The 15425-nt window shown below is 50.9% G+C and carries 17 protein-coding genes; 13 read left to right on the top strand and 4 right to left on the bottom strand.

The genetic code is table 11. The features are described from left to right. The 5 genes from Q4E93_RS19860 to Q4E93_RS19840 are packed head-to-tail and all read left to right on the top strand — an operon-like array spanning position 1 to position 3305. The gene (locus Q4E93_RS19860) at positions 1 to 912 is read left to right on the top strand and encodes a DUF5777 family beta-barrel protein (protein WP_303588208.1); all 912 of its coding nucleotides are present in this window, start codon (positions 1 to 3) and stop codon (positions 910 to 912) included. A gap of 40 nt (positions 913 to 952) precedes the next feature. After that, a complete protein-coding gene (locus Q4E93_RS19855) occupies positions 953 to 1453 on the top strand; it encodes a hypothetical protein (protein ID WP_303588206.1) in 501 nt (166 codons plus the stop codon). A 34-nt stretch (positions 1454 to 1487) separates the two neighbouring features. Continuing rightward, entirely contained in the window at positions 1488 to 2063 is a 576-nt protein-coding gene (locus Q4E93_RS19850) for a hypothetical protein (protein ID WP_303588204.1), read from the top strand. A gap of 10 nt (positions 2064 to 2073) precedes the next feature. Beyond that, the gene (locus Q4E93_RS19845; protein ID WP_303588202.1) at positions 2074 to 2418 is read left to right on the top strand and encodes a hypothetical protein; all 345 of its coding nucleotides are present in this window, start codon (positions 2074 to 2076) and stop codon (positions 2416 to 2418) included. Positions 2419 to 2426: 8 nt separating this feature from the next. Next, complete coding sequence (locus tag Q4E93_RS19840; protein ID WP_303588200.1) at positions 2427 to 3305, top strand: MBL fold metallo-hydrolase; 879 nt, start codon at positions 2427 to 2429, stop codon at positions 3303 to 3305. Between the two features lie 28 nt (positions 3306 to 3333). Here the strand turns inward: Q4E93_RS19840 and Q4E93_RS19835 are convergent, their stop codons facing one another. Beyond that, positions 3334 to 4041, bottom strand: a complete 708-nt coding sequence (locus Q4E93_RS19835; RefSeq protein WP_303588198.1) for a hypothetical protein — start codon at positions 4039 to 4041, stop codon at positions 3334 to 3336. A 127-nt stretch (positions 4042 to 4168) separates the two neighbouring features. Here Q4E93_RS19835 and Q4E93_RS19830 point away from each other — a divergent pair, with 127 nt between their 5' ends. From Q4E93_RS19830 to Q4E93_RS19815, 4 genes are all read left to right on the top strand, one after another. Further along, complete coding sequence (locus Q4E93_RS19830; protein ID WP_303588196.1) at positions 4169 to 4318, top strand: VOC family protein; 150 nt, start codon at positions 4169 to 4171, stop codon at positions 4316 to 4318. Between the two features lie 12 nt (positions 4319 to 4330). Beyond that, positions 4331 to 4525: a VOC family protein gene (locus Q4E93_RS19825; RefSeq protein ID WP_368501895.1), complete on the top strand. Its 195-nt coding sequence runs from the start codon at positions 4331 to 4333 to the stop codon at positions 4523 to 4525. A 108-nt stretch (positions 4526 to 4633) separates the two neighbouring features. After that, positions 4634 to 5329: a mycothiol transferase gene (locus Q4E93_RS19820; protein ID WP_303588193.1), complete on the top strand. Its 696-nt coding sequence runs from the start codon at positions 4634 to 4636 to the stop codon at positions 5327 to 5329. Positions 5330 to 5609: 280 nt separating this feature from the next. Continuing rightward, a complete protein-coding gene (locus Q4E93_RS19815; RefSeq protein ID WP_303588191.1) occupies positions 5610 to 6971 on the top strand; it encodes an ATP-binding protein in 1362 nt (453 codons plus the stop codon). 55 nt (positions 6972 to 7026) lie between these two features. On the opposite strand, the gene Q4E93_RS19810 is transcribed toward Q4E93_RS19815, so the two are convergent. Continuing rightward, positions 7027 to 8397: a glycosyl hydrolase family 18 protein gene (locus Q4E93_RS19810; protein WP_303588189.1), complete on the bottom strand. Its 1371-nt coding sequence runs from the start codon at positions 8395 to 8397 to the stop codon at positions 7027 to 7029. 17 nt (positions 8398 to 8414) lie between these two features. Then, positions 8415 to 9563, bottom strand: a complete 1149-nt coding sequence (locus Q4E93_RS19805) for an alginate lyase family protein (RefSeq protein ID WP_303588187.1) — start codon at positions 9561 to 9563, stop codon at positions 8415 to 8417. A gap of 220 nt (positions 9564 to 9783) precedes the next feature. Between Q4E93_RS19805 and Q4E93_RS19800 the strand changes: the two genes are divergently transcribed. The 3 genes from Q4E93_RS19800 (at position 9784) to Q4E93_RS34560 (ending at position 11459) form a co-directional block, all read left to right on the top strand. Beyond that, positions 9784 to 10656, top strand: coding sequence for a helix-turn-helix transcriptional regulator (locus Q4E93_RS19800; RefSeq protein WP_303588185.1), 873 nt, complete (start codon positions 9784 to 9786; stop codon positions 10654 to 10656). Positions 10657 to 10667: 11 nt separating this feature from the next. After that, positions 10668 to 11093, top strand: coding sequence for a hypothetical protein (locus tag Q4E93_RS19795; RefSeq protein WP_303588183.1), 426 nt, complete (start codon positions 10668 to 10670; stop codon positions 11091 to 11093). A gap of 63 nt (positions 11094 to 11156) precedes the next feature. Further along, on the top strand, positions 11157 to 11459 hold the full coding sequence (locus tag Q4E93_RS34560) for a hypothetical protein (protein WP_489670897.1): 303 nt from the start codon (positions 11157 to 11159) through the stop codon (positions 11457 to 11459). Here the strand turns inward: Q4E93_RS34560 and Q4E93_RS19790 are convergent. Continuing rightward, positions 11346 to 12242, bottom strand: a complete 897-nt coding sequence (locus Q4E93_RS19790) for a PhzF family phenazine biosynthesis protein (RefSeq protein ID WP_303588181.1) — start codon at positions 12240 to 12242, stop codon at positions 11346 to 11348. The genes Q4E93_RS34560 and Q4E93_RS19790 overlap by 114 nt on opposite strands. A gap of 432 nt (positions 12243 to 12674) precedes the next feature. Here Q4E93_RS19790 and Q4E93_RS19785 point away from each other — a divergent pair, with 432 nt between their 5' ends. Continuing rightward, complete coding sequence (locus Q4E93_RS19785) at positions 12675 to 15314, top strand: outer membrane beta-barrel family protein (protein ID WP_303588179.1); 2640 nt, start codon at positions 12675 to 12677, stop codon at positions 15312 to 15314. The last annotated feature ends 111 nt before the right edge of the window (positions 15315 to 15425 follow it).

Below are 15425 nucleotides of genomic sequence, written 5' to 3'. Positions count from 1 at the left end.
ATGAAGCAAGCTATCCTGACGGCCATCCTCCTCTCTTCCCTTTTCTTCGCAGGACAAAGCCGCCTGCTCGCGCAGCAACAGGACCTGCTGAGCCTGGTGGAGGACAAGACCCCGAAGAAAGAGCACGTGACCAACGCTTTCAAATCCACGCGCGTGATTGACGGACAATCCATGGAATTCCTGGGCAAGGGCGTGCTGGACACCCGCATCCTGCACCGGTTTGGCCTGGTGAACTCCGGGGCCCGCAACCTGTATGGCCTGGATCAGGCCAATATGCGCCTGGGCTTCGACTATGGGCTGCTGAACAGCGTGATGATCGGCATCGGCAGAAGCAACGTGAATAAAGAGATCGATGGCTTCCTTAAATTACGGCCCATCTGGCAGTCCACCGGTCCACACGCATGGCCCCTTTCCGTCGTGCTGGTGACTTCCATGACCCTGACCACCGCCCCCTGGTCCGACACCACCCGCAAGAATTTCTATAGCTCCCGCCTCTCTTACTACAATGCCATCATCTTGGGCCGGAAATTCAGTGAAAGGTTCAGCTTGCAGCTAACGCCCGAGATGGTGCATCGCAATCTCGTCTCCCTGACGGAAGATCACAATGACGTCTTCGCACTGGGCATCGGCGCCCGATTCAAACTATCCAGGCGGACGGCATTCGTGGTGGACTATCATCACATCATTTCCGGTCTGCGGCCCGGCACTTACCAGGATCCGCTGGCCATCGGCTTCGACATAGAGACAGGCGGACATGTCTTCCAACTGCACTTCTCCAATAGCCTGGGCATGAACGAGCGCGCCTTCCTGACGGAGACGACCGACAATTTCGGGAAAGGGGCTATCCGCTTCGGCTTCAATCTCTCCAGGGTCTTTACGGTGCATGGGAAAAAGTCCCTTGACAGGAGATGATAATAATCGAGATAGTTATACGTTGTAGTTGTTTATACGCATGAAAGACCCTATTATATTCAGATCCTCCTCGACAAGCAAGGTCTTCGACTTCTACCTTGCGAATATATTAGGCTTGGTCTTCATCGGTTACCTGGCGCTCCACCTGGAAGAAAACCCACCTGTAGTAGGGGTCGTCATGGTGCTCATAGCATTCGCCATAGGTCGCAATAGCAGGAAGATATGCGTTGTCATGGACGACAGATTCAGGATCTTGTACAAGAGATTCATCCCGGCATTCTCGGGTTCAAGAGAATTTCTTTTTGCCGAGATCAGCAGCATCGAGGCCTCCCTTCCACTTACCCAGGCAATGGAGACCGGCTTCATTTCCGACTTTCTCAGGCACCGGCACTCATTTAGAACCAGCATGGAGAATACGCTCACCATCAAATACCATGACGGGCATAAGAAACAAATATCGGTGAATATCTCCAGGGAGGATCTGCAGGAAGCATTCAGGCATATTCAAAAACTATCACCCATCAGCATCGAGGAGTCATGATAAAATACGATAATAATTGCAGATATTTATACCGATGAAAGACTATATTATCTTCGTTCTCCTATTCATTTCTCCCCAGGCATTTTCACAAACCACGATCCCATATAGGCATACGGAGATCAGCGGCTCACAATACAACGATTGCGAAAAAATAAAATATCTTGATACAAATACACTGATAAAGACACGATCAAAAAAAATAACACTGCCTGTCGAAGGGAAAAAATCAATGGTATTCGTCGACAATCCCGAATTCGAAGAATATAAATACTTGGGTGACATCAAAAACACAAAGCTCTCCCTTGTCCAGATGCTTGGCCCCAATGAAGAAGTCTATTATCTGATCAACCGATCCACCGGCGCAGTCGACACGCTCATCGGAGAACCTGTATTTTCAAAGAATATGCAAGATTTCGCCTGCCTGAACAATCCCGGTACAGATGAACAACAGCGGATACAGATCTGCGAGATCATCAATGGTGCCGCTCACACGAGAGCATATATTAACATTAAACCATATGCTTTTCTGCGTGACATTAATTGTATCGGGAGAAACGCCCTCTTCGCAAAAACCTACGAGCATAAATATTGGAAGATAACCTTAAAATAAAAAGTGACTGATGGACATATCTCTAAGAGTCGTCTCTCAAATTCCCCTGGAATGTCTCTGGACAGACAATGGGCTTCTTGACATCAAAAGGGAAAGGTATCTTGATCAGCATGAAATACGGGCTCTCTTCAAAAGCGGGCCCGTGCAACTCATCATTGCAAACCTGGGAAACAAACTCAACTGGCTGCCCATCAAAGACAGTTATAAGATCTACAAGACCGATCTGCACGATCATATCATCAACAACCCCGACAGCATCCACCTTGAAAGCCTGCCCGGCAATTTCGGCTACCTCGCCAGCCTCTGGACCGGCACTTCGAATGCCCCCATCATCCTGCTGGAAATGTTTCACTAAATTGCACCATGCACCTCACCATCACGGCCTACTCCACTGCCCTCTTCTCCACCTGGTACTTCATAGAAGAATGGGGCCTCCTCTTCGACGCGGGCGATGGCCTCATCTCCGCACTCCTCCAAAAAAGCCGCAAGATCGACCACGTCTTCATCTCCCATGCCGACAGGGACCACCTCACCGGATTGTTACAGCTCAATCAGCTCAACGCCCGCCCCGGCTACCCCATCATGTACTATCCAAAGGACGCCGGCTCCTTCCCGAACCTCGAAGCCTTCTCCAAAAAGTTCGATCCGCAAGTAGCCCAGACCGTCTGGACACCCGTCACGGATGGCGACGAAATACCTATTGCCAAAGACCTGCTGGTGAAACCCCTCCGCAACGGTCATGTGCCTGTCGACACACACATCATCAAAAGCCTGGGATACATGGTTGTCCAGACGCGTAAAAAATTAAAGCCCGAGTTCACCCACCTCTCCGGACAGGAACTCCGGCAACTTTCCGAAAAGCAGGGCAGGGACAGCCTGTCCATGGAAATAAGGACCAATCTGCTGGCTTACTCAGGCGACACTCCCGTGGAAGATGGAAGCAAATGGGACAACACCAACATCCTCATCCATGAAGCCACCTTCCTGGACAACGGCGAGCCCGTCAAAACCAGGACGTTTGGAAATCACCACAGCACCCTGGAAGAAGTCATGGAGATGGTCAGCTCCATCCGCATCGAACAGCTGATCCTGGGACATTTTTCTTCCCGCTATTCCCCGGAGGAGATCGACCGGGCCATCAGGGATCAGTGTGAAAAATATAGTATCAATATCCCCGTCCGCCGGTTGCTGCCGGGAGACACCGTACACGATCTGCTACACCAGCCGCCTGTCAATCGATGAACAGTCTATCGCCCCGTTTTCGTTCCGTCTAATTCTCCAACCGCCCCGTCTCATCAAAGGTTTTAAAGAACGTATGCCCCTCCTTATCCACATAGATCTTGATCCGCGTGATCCCTTTCTCATCATTGATAAATAATCCTACTTCCCCATTGGGCATCTTTCCGACAAAAAGACGTTCTGCCCCTAAATTCCCCGCCTTCCTCATACGACCGAGCTCCTGCTTCAGCGCCGCCTTGTCTTTCAGAGCCTGCAGGGAATCCACTACCTTATTGAGACGGGTGACGGTCCATTCTTCAGGGCGGTCCCATAGCCGCAAACCATAGGTCCGCTGTTTATCAGGTCCCGTCACATTTTGTTCATATTGCAGCTGCATGATCTGGTCATTGCGGTACTGGTCCACGGAGAACACCATGCCCGCCTCCTTTTTATTGGCCTCATACACCAGCCCGCCGCACTCATCCCCGTCGCCATTGAAAAAGATCATCCCCGGGGACCGCTCCCTTTTTCGCACCTCCTTTCCCTCCGTCATGCCCGGATGCTGTCTTTCAGCATTGGAGATCACCATCTTCAGGGTACCGTCCTTTTCAACGACATTGATCCTTTCCACATCAATCTCCTGGAACTTCGCCTTGTCGCTGTTCCGGCGGAAAGACATGAATATAAACACGATAAACATACAGGTTAACACTAACGAATAGAGCTTCAGCAGCCGGACTTCCTTTGCGAGTTTTTCCATAAAAGCAGGTGATTTCTGGATGTAAAAAATTAAACTGATCCATCTGAAGATAAAGCAATTATCGCGGGAAACATTTTTACAATTTATTTCCTCTTAGCCAGCCTATCTTGCCTGGAAAACTACGATTATGACACCCCCAATTGGCAACCCTGTTATCCATTTCGAGGTAGGCTGTAAAGACCTTGCAAAAACCACCGCTTTTTATACAGGACTTTTCGGATGGAGCCCCACCCCTATCCCCATGGCTTCTTTATTGAATACCAATTCTTCCGAATGAGTCCAGGGTCATATTACCTCCCTGGGACACGAAGCCCACAACTACGTCACTTTCTATATCCGGGTGGACGACATCAATGACAGTCTTGAGAAAATAGCTGCGGCCGGCGGCAGGAAACTGGTAGGCCCCGTTACCCTACCGGACAACAGGAAATTCGCATGGTTCTCCGACCCCGAGGGAAATATGGTGGGATTGATCACAAAATAGGAGTGGACAGCAGCGGGCTACCTGCGTGTACGATCCCCCGGGGAAAAACTTCCCAACGGGGATATTTTCAGCTGGCTTTTAACTAGCTTCGGGAAAATAACCATTGACATGTCCTCACAACACACACCCGCCGACAGGCGCAAATTCCTGAAAGCCACAGCTGGACTAGCTGCCGGCATCACCGGGCTGAGCCTCTTCCCTTCAACGACGTTCGCCCATCCCTTTTTGCCCCCTCACCCTGACACCGCAGCTCCCTTCGCCGATGAAATGAACATCATCGGCCCCAAGGAAGGTTATTCGCCCCAGATAGGAACCCTCGTGTCCATGATGACCTGGATGCGGACCATCATGTTGCATTCTTCCAAGGGAATGACGACAGAACAGCTGGACTTCCTGCTGGATGACAAAGCCAATACCATCGGCGCCATGCTCTTTCACCTGGCCGCCACCGATGCATTTTATCACGAACATACGTTCAACGGCACCCCCTGGGGAAAATGGGATAAAAGCCTGCAGGATAAATTTGGCGTTGCCATGGGGTTGGGCGATGCCGGACGCAAACAGATCAAAGGCCATAACCTGGATTTTTACACCAGCATTCTGCAGGAGACAAGAGAAAAAACATTCGCCGAGTTTAAAAAAAGAGACGACAAATGGTTGATGACCGTGGACCAGCAATGGCCCTGGGGTCCTACCAATAATTACTGCAAATGGTTCCATGTTTGCGAGCATGAATCCAATCACAATGGACAGATAAAACTCCTGAAAAGCCGGCTGCCCGGAGCCAAGGCGGGGAACGAATAACCGGCGAGCCAAAGGTTCCATCGAAGCATCCGGTGCGTTGTGAACGTTTAGCCGGATGCCTTTCCATTTGCCCCACCGAATGGGCTGCCGCCCCCCATTCTCACGAAACTCCCAATAGAGCAATAATATGCTGATTTTCAATGTTTTAATTCTTTAAACATTAGCCATCTCTCCAAATTGGGCTTGTTTTGTTACAATTCTACGCTAAATTTGGGCTTGTTTTGTTACAAAAAACACCGAAAATTGGGCTTGTTTTGTTACAACCATAAAAATGATCACTTTGGATTTTAAGAGAAATGCAGAACAATATCTCGTGAATTGGAAAGCAAGTTCCACGCGAAAACCCCTGATCATCAGAGGAGCCAGACAGGTTGGAAAAACAACCCTGGTAAAAGACTTTGCGCGGTCTTATTCAAATGCGATCATGCTGAACCTCGAAAAAAAAGCAGATAAAAGTTATTTTGAAGGCTTTTATGATGTAAAAACTTTATGCGAGGTATTGTTTTTATCATATGATATTCCCTTGTCCGCGATGGGTGAAACATTACTATTCATTGACGAGATCCAGGAAAGCCCTCAGGCCATCCAGCTACTAAGATACTTCTATGAAGAGTTGCCTGCGCTACATGTTATCAGCGCAGGATCTTTGCTGGAATTTGCGATACAAAAAGTAAAAAGCTTCCCCGTTGGCAGAGTAGAATTCTTATACCTGCATCCTTTTAATTTCGTTGAATACCTGGGAGCAACCGGAAGGTCGGAAATAGTAGCACAGTTGAAGACAATACCTGTAAGACCCACCGCACACAAAATACTAATGGACCTTTTCCACAGGTATGCTATTATTGGAGGTATGCCTGAAATAATTAAAACGGATATTGAAAAAAATAGTCTTTCTGATCTTACCAAAGTATATGAAAGCATCTGGAGCACTTACAAAAACGACGTTGAAAAATATACAACGAATGATACAGAAAGGAAGATCATCAAACACATAATGGAAAATGCCCCACTGTATCTCGATCAACGCGTAAAATTCCAGGGTTTCGGCAACTCCACTTACCGTTCAAGGGAAGTAGGGGAAGCATTCAGGACCCTGGAAGATGCGAAAATCATTCGATTGATCTATCCTACTACAGACGTGCAACCACCTCCGCGACCGGACATAAAGAAAGCGCCCAGGCTTCAATTTCTGGATACGGGATTGGTGAATTATACGCTTTCCATACAGGCGCAAATGCTTACAATGGATGATCTGAACAGTACTTACAAAGGCGCCGTCATACCGCATTTGGTCACGCAGGAGTTGATCTCGCTGCAAACCCTTTCCAGTAATAAACCGATTTTTTGGGTCAGGGAGAAAACACAGTCCAATGCAGAGGTAGACCTGGTGGTGATGTACCACAATATGCTAATACCTATAGAGGTAAAATCAGGCGCCACCGGCACGTTGCGATCGCTTCATCAATTCATCGACGCTGCGGACCATCCCTATGCGATCAGGATCTATGGTGGAAATTTCTCTGTTGAAAAAGCTGTGACTCCCAATAAGAAACCCTATTTCTTAATGAATCTTCCTTATTATTTAAGTACGCAGCTATCTGAATATGTGAAGTGGTTTATCTCTTCCCCACCTAAAAAATAACAAAGCCCCCGCAATCGCGAGGGCCCTGCCGCTTTTCCATAGGATAGAGGTCCAGCTACTGATTTATGCCGAAAGCCTCCCACCCCTGTGCCGCTGTCCGCGTACAGGTCATAGGCTTCGTGCCATTCTCGCTCGATATAAAAAGTCCATTCGTGCTGCGCAGGCTCACCTTCCCGTCCGCCGTGGGGATCCAGTCAAAGATCTCCCAGGTGTTGTAGCTCGTACGATTACAGGTGATCGACTGCGTCCCATCCTCCGATGAAACATATTTGCTCATGGCTTGCAGGGCCACCTTGCCCCAGCCGGCATCGACCACGGTGAATTGCTCCCATCCCTGGGCAGTCGCCCGATTGCAGTTCATCGCCTTCGTCCCATTTTCACTGCTGACATACAGGTTGTTGAACCCTTTAAAGGTGACCGTCGTCCCCACGGGCGCGCCCGTGCTCAGATTGCCGCCTGCCACGACCACCTGGTTGATGGCCGACAGCAGGGAATTGGTTCCTGTCACATCTCCCGACAGCTCCCAGATGGCGATGCCGCCGCCGGTGGCCATCGCATAGCTCGTCTTGCTTTTCATCGTGATGATACCATTATAGCCAATGCTGCCATTCACGTCCAGCTGGGCATTGGCGCCGCCGGACAGGATGGTATTGTAATTGACATACGCATCTGCCGAATTCGGGTCCTTGGACGAATCATGTCCGTAAAAGGGTACGCCCAGGATCGCTTTGGCGACAGGCAATCCCCTGTTCAGCCAGTAATTCATACACCGCGTGCCCACTTCGAAAGTAGAGTGCTGGAAGTTATTGTCGTCATACGCCATGATCACCAGGTAGTCCGTTATGCTGAAAATACCATCTACGATATAGTCGCCGCCGTCTCCTATGACTGCCGCGGTCAGCAACTTGCCGCTATTGTGCATGGCCGTGCTCAGCTGCTGCATCAACAGGAGAAAATTGTTCGCTTGCGTGCCCGCGCTGGGGTACTCCCAGTCGATGTCCACCCCATCCAGGTTATACTGGTTCGTAAAGCTGATCATGCTGTTGACAAAGGCCGTCCGATTGGCAGAACTGGAGACGATCCCGGCAAAACCGTCCCCACCGCCTCCACCGCCCACGGAGATCAGCGCCTTCACGCCCGCGGCATGCGCCGCCGTGACCATCGAAGTTAATTTGCCGGGGTCTTCGATAGGCTGGTACCCGCCGGTGGACGTGGGGATGAGGAAGGCATAATTGATATGCGTAAGCTTGGAGAACTGGATCTGGCTGACACTCCCCGCCCAGGTGGGCAGATAACCGACAACCTTGAAGTTCGTAACGGCCCTTGCCGCCGTCTGCGATGACGGGCCGGGACTGACTTCTTTGTGACAGCTGGCCAGGATCATGAGCGCGCATGCGCATGTAATTAACTTGGAAATTTTCTTCATAATAAAGGTTTGAAACATTAAAGACCGGGAACATTAAAATGAGTATAGGTAGTAAAACCAAGGAATGTATTGTCATTCGGCACGCCCAGAGGGTCCTGCAGCTCCCTCAGGTATTGAAGATTGCTTGTCTTGTAATAGTTATAAGCCACTTCGGTACCGGGGAATACTGGACTGGAGGTAGTACAGTAATTGCAACCTGTGGTCCTGTTGTAAGCTGCCCTCATAAAATCGTACCCCGCCCTGATCCGGCTGGAGTTCACTGTCCAAAGCGAATTATCGCCCTGGATACGGGCCAGCTCCGCCGCATAGGCATAAGCCGTCAACGTATACTGATAATGCACACAATCCTGCCTGTCGCACAATTCAGGCAAGGTGCCATCCGCATTGATCACCGAAGGCATCAGCGCCACAAGGGCATTATAGCCATTCTGGTATACGGTCGTACTATTGAGGAAGATGCCGATGGCCATCTTCGCATAGCCGGCAGAAGCGTTCCAATTATTGTTGTATTGCGGGATATTATTGATATAGTTGTTCTTCACGTTGTTGAGGTAATTGGAGAACTGCGCTATATCCGCGTCGGACCAGCCGGCGCCCTGGCCGTTCACCTTATAGTACCGGATGATCTCGGCAGCCGCCACAAAGCTCGGCGTGGTCCAGGATGCCTCCAGGGCCGGTTGATTAGGATTGGCCCCGGCCAGGATGTCGTAGTTCTGAAAAGTGTACGCCCAGCCGTTCAGGATCCCGATAGCCTGCGTAGCATACTGGAAATTCCCTGTCTTGGTCCAGCGCAACGCAAGGGCATAGACCAGCTCCGCATCCTTTCGGATCTGGCTCTTTGACGGCGTGGTGGCGCCATTGGAGCCCACCACTACCGTAGCATAGAAAGTAGTAGGGTAGTCATGAGTGTTGATAAAATCAAGCACTTTCTGATAGCTGGCAAGACGACCCGGATCGCCCCCATTCACCTCGCCCGCCACCTGCTCCAGGCTCGCCTGCGTGTTCAATACCCCGGGATGGACAAAGGAAGTGATGGTGGCTGCCCTTGCAGCGGTCTGGTTCTCACCGGCAACAGGCGCTGCCTTTTTTTCACATTGGAAAAAGCTCGTGGATAATACCACCAGGCCAATACCCATCAGCCATGGCGGAGTCTTTGTTTTCTTCATAGAATTCTTTTTGTGGTTGGATCAAAGATATCCAAGCACCATGCCGTTCGCCAAGTATGTGCATAACTTATCTACGAAAACGTTTGCGCATTGACGTGACTACCAGTATTTTATGCAGCAGTATCCCTACGGCATTTCTACTGCATAAGCGTTTTGAAGAGAGGGTCGCTAAGTGTTTCCAGGTAAAAAGAAAATTAATTCTACTTTTGGACATTACACCATGCCACACCTCGAATTCAAACCTGCCGGGCCTCTCGCGGACTACATCGATGCCTACTGGATCCGCAAGACCTCATCCGACATTGCCTCATCCGACACCGCCTCATCCGGAAGACGTGTCTATGCTGACGGCTGCGCCGACATCATTGTCAACGCAGGCAGCACAACCGCCTGGTTCCATCCCATGGCCATCGCCGGCCAGGCCATTCCCCTGCAGCCCGGGCAAATGTACCTGGGAGGTACAATGACCGCGTACGGCGTAGTCACGGCTCCCGACGGCTGCATACTCACAGGCATACGCTTCAGGCCCGGTGGCTTCTATGCACTATACCAGCAACCCATGGCGCCTGCCGTGGACAGCCTGCTGGCATTCTCCGAACCGGACCTCCATTCCCTGATGCGCAAGGAACCGTTGGCGCTACATTTGGATAATTATTTCAGCGCTAAGAAAATCAATACCCGCCATGATTTCAGCGCCATCTATCAGGTGATCTACGCTTCCAAAGGACAAATCACCGTGGAAGCCCTGGCGGGAGAATGGCATATGTCCACCCGGACTATGGAGCGTGTCTTTGCAGAAAATGTAGGCATCCCGCCAAAGGAATTCATTCTCATCGTCCGCTTCCAGGAAGTGCTGCGGCGGTTACGCGAAGGTCATGCAGGCGCATCTCATCGCACCGCCCCCGAAACCATCCATCGCGACCGGGCAGTCCCCGACATCGCTCCCCGTGAAAGCCTCCTGCGTATCGCTTTCGAGCTGGGTTACCATGATCATGCTCACCTGACCAATGCGTTCAAAAAATACGCGGGTATCCTTCCTTCGGAATTGTCGCGTTTTTACAAAACAGGCATGTCTTTCGGACAGTACTTTTGATATAAAAAGATATGCATCTGCTGCTCATCGGATTACTCGCCGGCACGCTTGACGCCATCGCTGCCGTCCTGCTCTTCCTTGCAGGAGGGAATAAAGACCCCCGAATGTTATTTAGATACATCGCCAGCGCAGTATATGGGAAGCGCGCTTTTGCGGGAGAAGGGTTCATGCCGTTCATGGGCCTGCTCTTTCACTTCCTTATTGCCATCAGCTGGGTAGCGGTCTATTTCTTCCTCCATACCCACATTCCCTGGCTGGACAGCCATCCATTGTTCGCCGCCGTAATATTCGGCTCCCTTGTTTGGATCATCATGAACCTTATCATCGTGCCTTATTCCAAGGCAACGCCCCGGCCATTCTCCTGGTTGTTTGTGGTGATCAATGTCGTGATCCTGATAATGGCGATCGGGCTGCCTGCGGCTTATCTCTCTATTTAACTGATTATCATACATATACTTTTGACCCGTTAAAAAGTCTGGTATTTTTAATAACTTAGCCATATGTCTGCAGCGCGTCCATTAAGTAATATTCAGCAGGAGTTATTAAAACTCTATTCTTCCGACATTTCGGAAGAGGATCTGCTGCATATTAAACGCTATCTCGCTAAATATTTCGCTTATAAAGCTATTGGAGAAGCCGATCAGATCTGGGACGAAAAAGGTTATACGAATGAGACAATGAATCAATGGCTAAACGAAGGAGTCTACCCCCGCCTCCATCACCCCCCTGGCAATCTTACAAACCCCGCCCCGCACCATCACATCCATCGAACCATCCGGACCAGGCGTCAGCGTAACATATAACTTACTATCCCTTCCCAAATTCCTTCCCTGCCGGAACTCAATCACCGCACCCGCCTGCTCCAACCCATGTGCCACTAAGAAAGCGCCCGAAGGCCCCGCCAGACTACCCGTAGCAATATCCTCCACCAACCCATCATTATTCCCCGTCCTGATACTCCGCGTATCCACATCCAACAATCCAATGAAATGAGCGCCAAATGCATGCAATTTTTCCTCCAGCCCGGGCGCGCCAATGGCAGCTCTGAATCCATTATCACGTAAAGGCACGATCAGGTAAGGCAGTCCCGTCGAAACCACCGTGGGATACAGTCCGGGGTACAGATCGTCCAACCTCACATCGATACAGGTCAGCAGCGCCCCCGCCTCGTCGGCATTCAACTCCCGCCCAAATACAGCCTTGCCCTGGTTCATCACCGCATCATATCCGTGCGCTTTCCGCTCTGTCGTCACCGTCACCGTCTTTTCGTTGAGCTCAAATACCCAATCCGCAAAAACATCGCCGCCTCTCAAAAGATCATGCAAAACAGCGGCCGCACCAAGCACGGGATGACCCGCGAAATTCAATTCCTCCTCGCACGTGAAGATCCGCGCCCGCACGACATGGCCGCGGATATCCTGTAAAAAGATACTCTCGAACTGCCGCATCTCCTGCGTCAACACCTGCATGACTGCATCGCTGAAATGATCCGCCTCTGTAAATACAATGAGTCCATTGCCCGAAAATGGCTCCGCAGAAAATACGTCGACGTGATAATAGGGCGTAGATGCTATATTGTTTTTCATATTGCAAAGTTGGTCCATTCCAAAACACCACAACAGATGCAGATTCAAAATATTTGACTATATCAGTTGCCGGAGACAATTTCCAGCTCGTCGGAAGCGTTTTCCGGAAAGCCCCCTTTCTCGATGAAAAAAAACTGGTACCCTTTGGATAATTGAACTAGTCGCCATCGCCATCTTTTATTTCGCGTATATCCGGCTATTCATCGCTGAAACCCTTTCCCACCAATACCGTTGCACCATTGATCGCATACACTTCCCCCCGGTCATCCGCCCTCTCCACCGCCCATCCCAGATCACCACGAATCACCGCCGCTTACAAAAATTTTCGCAGCCGATTTCAGGCTATTTACCGACATTTTAGGCCTTTTGGCCATAATCAACTGGACGGGCAGCGGAGATCGGAGTAAATTTGCGATCTAAATAATATCTCCAGTGAGAAAACTGCTTTTAACTCTAACACTGTTCCTGTTTTTTGCCTCCTTCGCGATGGCCCAGACTCCTTCCGGACAAGCCCCCGGCGCCAAACCAGCCGGTCCCGGCGGACCAGGAGCCGGCGCACAGGCGCCCCCTTCCATTGGCCGCGCCTATGGAAAGATCACCGACTCCACGGGCCAGCCCATGGGTCAGGTGTCGGCCCTGGTGCTGAAAACCACTGTCGACCCGACGACCAAGAAAAAGAAACAGGTCCTGATCAAAGGCACTGAGACCAAGGCCAATGGAGAATTTGACCTGGAAGATCTTCCCATCGCCAGCCAGTTGACCTTGAAATTATCGGCTACAGGCTACAAGCCACAGGATATCAATTTTATGATCATCCCCGCCGCCGCAGCAGCCAAACCCGGCGACCAGGGCAACCCGATGGCAGCGCTTCCCTCCTTTAGCAAGGACCTGGGCATCGTCAAGCTCACCACCGACACCAAAGAGTTGAGCACCGTCACCGTCTCGGCCAAAACGCCCGCCATGCGCCTGGACATGGATAAAAAAGTATTCAACGTGGACAGGAACATCGTCAGCACAGGCGGTACCGCACAGGACGTGATGCGCAATGTGCCCTCCGTAAACGTGGACATCGATGGGAACGTTTCTCTGCGCGGCGCCTCACCCACCATCTTCGTGGATGGACGCCCCACTACCCTGTCGCTGGATCAGATCCCTGCGGATGCCATCGAGAGCGTAGAGGTCATGACCAATCCTTCCGCCAAATACGATGCTTCCGGCGGTGGCTCCGGCATCATCAATATCATTCTGAAAAAGAATCGTAAGCAGGGCTACAACGGCTCCATCTCCGCAGGCGTCGACTCCCGCGGCGGGGTCAATTCCCTTGTCGGCCTCAATGCCAGGCAGGGAAAAGTGAACCTGAGCCTCAATGGCATGTACAATGGCATGAGAGGAAAAACTGTCGGCAATACCGATCGCTATACCTACCTCTCCGATACCACCACCCACCTCTTACAAAATGATCTTCAGCGTAACATAGGTCATTTCATGTTCGGACAGGTGGGGCTGGATTATTTTGTCACCAATAAGACGACCGTGTCGGCCTCTTTTATCAAAGTGCATGGCACTTTCAAACCCACGGATGTGTCAGATATCCAGACGGACAGCCTGAACCTTGGCAAACCCACTACCTATTCCCAGCGCAGGTCCAATTCAGAACGCACCTTCGACGTCAACGGCGTCCAGGTAGGAATGAAACATCTCTTTGCCAAAGAAGGGGAGCAATTGACCGCCGACGGTTCCACTTTCTGGGTCACCTCCCATTCGTCTTCCCTTTATACCACCGACTATTACACGGGCGCCCCTGGCTCTGCTGTGAATTACACCACCCGCCAGCTGGTACTCGGTACGGCAGACCCCGCTTTCACCACCTTCCAGACGGATTATACCAATCCCATCGGCAAAGTGAAACTGGAAGCCGGTCTCAGGGCTACCTTCCAAAAACTGACCAACTACAATGATACCTACGTCATTGGTAAGGATGGCGACTCCACCCTCACACCGTACGGGACCAGTAACTATACCAGCATCAGCAGGGTATATGCCGCGTATATCAACCTGTCCAGCACCATCGGTAAATTCGGTTACTCCCTGGGTCTCCGGGGAGAGAGCTCCAATTATTCAGGCGATCTGTTGAACACAAAACAGCATTTCCACAACAGCTATCCTATCACCCTTTTCCCCTCCCTGTTCCTCAGCCAGAAACTGGCTCATAACCAGGAGCTGCAGCTGAGCGCTACCCGTAAGGTCAACCGCCCGGGCTTCTTTCAGCTGATCCCTTACACCGATTATTCCGATACGCTGAACATCACCCGCGGTAATCCTGATCTCGTGCCTGAGTTTACCAACAGCTTCGAGATGTCGTATATGAAGACCTTCCCCCACAGCAATACCCTGCTGATCTCGGGGTACTATAAATATACTTCGAACCTGATGACGCGCTACCAGGACAGCGGCGTGAACCCCATCGGCAAACCCGTCCTGATCAATACCTACGAGAACGCCAACAACGCCTACACCGTAGGAGGTGAGATCACGTCGACAGACAATATCACCAAATGGTGGGATATCACCGCGAACTTCAATATCTATAATTCGCATATCAATACCGACAATTTGAAACAGGCTTCGCAGGACGCACTCTGGAGCTGGTTTGGCAAGTTCAACAGCAACTTCAAGCTGCCGGCCAACTTCAGCATCCAGGCCACCTTCATCTACCAGTCGAAGACCAATATCCCCGCTAATCAGCAGCAAAATCAATTCGGCCCGCCGGGCGCCACCACGCAAACGGCTGCACAGGGTTATATCAAGGCCTTCTATGGATTCGATATGGCGGTGAAGAAGACCTTCCTGAAGAACAATGCGGCCAGCATCACTGCCAGCATGAGCGATATCTTCCGCAACCGGTGGTCGAACCAGTATAGCCACAGCCCTTATTTCGCCCAGCAATACGATCGGCTGAAAGATCCTCAGCTATTCAGGGTCGTATTCGCCTACCGCTTCGGAAAGATGGACCTGAATCTGTTCAAGAGAAAAGACATGAACTCGCAGGGCCCGCCATCACTGGGCAACTAATTCATAGCGCACCATACAGGAGGCCGTCCCAAAAGGGCGGCCTCTTCATTTACTCATGTATTTACCAGATTTTCTTCCCACCGTGCAGATTTCGACGATAACTGTGCAGAT

It is taken from the genome of Flavitalea plasmicola (assembly GCF_030546645.1).
Taxonomy (GTDB): Bacteria; Bacteroidota; Bacteroidia; order Chitinophagales; family Chitinophagaceae; genus Puia.
The sequence above is the reverse complement of the archived record's forward strand: the minus strand, read 5'-3'. Positions and strand labels throughout refer to the sequence as shown.

Coding starts and splice junctions, on each gene's coding strand:
- Q4E93_RS19860 (WP_303588208.1), top strand. CDS start 1: ATGAAGCAAGCTATCCTGACGGCCATCCTCCTCTCTTCCCTTTTCTTC.
- Q4E93_RS19855 (WP_303588206.1), top strand. CDS start 953: ATGAAAGACCCTATTATATTCAGATCCTCCTCGACAAGCAAGGTCTTC.
- Q4E93_RS19850 (WP_303588204.1), top strand. CDS start 1,488: ATGAAAGACTATATTATCTTCGTTCTCCTATTCATTTCTCCCCAGGCA.
- Q4E93_RS19845 (WP_303588202.1), top strand. CDS start 2,074: ATGGACATATCTCTAAGAGTCGTCTCTCAAATTCCCCTGGAATGTCTC.
- Q4E93_RS19840 (WP_303588200.1), top strand. CDS start 2,427: ATGCACCTCACCATCACGGCCTACTCCACTGCCCTCTTCTCCACCTGG.
- Q4E93_RS19835 (WP_303588198.1), bottom strand. CDS start 4,041: ATGGAAAAACTCGCAAAGGAAGTCCGGCTGCTGAAGCTCTATTCGTTA.
- Q4E93_RS19830 (WP_303588196.1), top strand. CDS start 4,169: ATGACACCCCCAATTGGCAACCCTGTTATCCATTTCGAGGTAGGCTGT.
- Q4E93_RS19820 (WP_303588193.1), top strand. CDS start 4,634: ATGTCCTCACAACACACACCCGCCGACAGGCGCAAATTCCTGAAAGCC.
- Q4E93_RS19810 (WP_303588189.1), bottom strand. CDS start 8,397: ATGAAGAAAATTTCCAAGTTAATTACATGCGCATGCGCGCTCATGATC.
- Q4E93_RS19805 (WP_303588187.1), bottom strand. CDS start 9,563: ATGAAGAAAACAAAGACTCCGCCATGGCTGATGGGTATTGGCCTGGTG.
- Q4E93_RS19800 (WP_303588185.1), top strand. CDS start 9,784: ATGCCACACCTCGAATTCAAACCTGCCGGGCCTCTCGCGGACTACATC.
- Q4E93_RS19795 (WP_303588183.1), top strand. CDS start 10,668: ATGCATCTGCTGCTCATCGGATTACTCGCCGGCACGCTTGACGCCATC.
- Q4E93_RS34560 (WP_489670897.1), top strand. CDS start 11,157: ATGTCTGCAGCGCGTCCATTAAGTAATATTCAGCAGGAGTTATTAAAA.
- Q4E93_RS19790 (WP_303588181.1), bottom strand. CDS start 12,242: ATGAAAAACAATATAGCATCTACGCCCTATTATCACGTCGACGTATTT.